A 1,236-nucleotide genomic window follows, 5' to 3' on the forward strand; every position below is an offset into this window, starting at 1 on the left:
TGCTCTGAGCCCAAACCTTGGATCGCCGGGGATTAGAGTTTCCGGGCTTTCATCACGATGACGGGCTGGTGGCGCCACCGGGATTATGTATGGCAATCGGGACGTTATATCCGATTGCCGAGTGAGGACGATCCTCATTGTAGTATCGACGCCAAGTCTCCAACTTTTCGCGCGAATCCGCAAGGGTCAGGAACCAGTGCGCGTTCAGGCATTCGGCCCGCAGCTTGCTGTTGAACGCTTCAATGAAGCCATTGTCGGTCGGTTTGCCTGGCCGCGAGAAGTCAAGCGTGACCTTGTTGACGTAGGCCCAAAGGTCCAGATCGCGGGAGATAAACTCGCTGCCATTATCGACCCTGATCGTTTTGGGATAGCCGGTCTTCTTACAGACACGGTCCAGCGTCTGAACGACATCCTCGCCGCGATAGGTGAATCGTGCGTCAGTGACCGGGCAGTAGCGCGAATGCGTGTCCACCACGGTCAGGATGCGCAGTTTCTTGCCGGTTGCGAGCTGGTCGTGAACGAAGTCCATGGCCCAGACATCGTTCGGGCCAACGGCGACCTGGCGGTCATCCCTGAGCTTTGCCTTCACCCGACGTTTTGGGTGCTTGTTGCGCAACTGAAGGCCTAATTCACTGTAAATCCTACGTGTCTTCTTCATGTTGATTTTCCATCCGTCGCGACACAAGTGGACATGGACGCGCCTATATCCATAGCGCACCCGCGTCTCGCAAATCTCCTTGATCCGTCTTTCCAGAGGGGCCTGCCCGGCACGGCGGGACTTGTAATGGTAGGTCGAGGTGTCGAACTTGAGGACCTTGCAGGCCCGTCGGATCGATATGCCCCAATCCACCAGCATCCCGTCGATCAGCTTGCGCTTGCGGGCAGGCCTCAGAGCTTTCGGCGGATGACGTCCTGGAGCATCTCCCGGTCCAGCGTCAGGTCCGCGACAATCTTCTTCAGACGGCCATTCTCGTCTTCCAAAGCCTTCAGCCGACGCATCTCGTCGGGCAACAGACCGGCGTACTTCTTGCGCCAATTGAAATAGGTCGCCTGGCTGATCCCTGCCTTCCGGCAAATCTCCGCTACCGGCACGCCGTCGTCGCCCTGTTTCAAAATGAACGCCTTTTGGGCGTCCGAAAAATTAGATGCTTTCATCACTTCCGCTCCTGTTCCCAGCCGGGAATCTAGCGCGGAAAACTCCAATCAAAAACGGTCCAGTTTTTGGGGATCAGAGCA

At 56.9% G+C, this 1,236-nt stretch carries 1 protein-coding gene; it reads right to left on the bottom strand.

What is annotated here, in order from left to right; translation table 11 throughout:
* Window positions 1-52: 52 nt before the first annotated feature.
* Window positions 53-1,155, bottom strand: a protein-coding gene (locus IB264_RS34140) for an IS3 family transposase (RefSeq protein ID WP_192435366.1) whose coding sequence is annotated in 2 segments (ribosomal slippage) — window positions 53-894 and window positions 894-1,155 — 1,104 coding nt in all. Because the reading frame shifts where the segments join, the coding sequence is not laid out codon by codon here.
* Between the last annotated feature and the right edge of the window lie 81 nt (window positions 1,156-1,236).

The organism is Ensifer sp. ENS11 (assembly GCF_014851895.1).
Classification (GTDB): Bacteria; Pseudomonadota; Alphaproteobacteria; order Rhizobiales; family Rhizobiaceae; genus Ensifer; species Ensifer canadensis.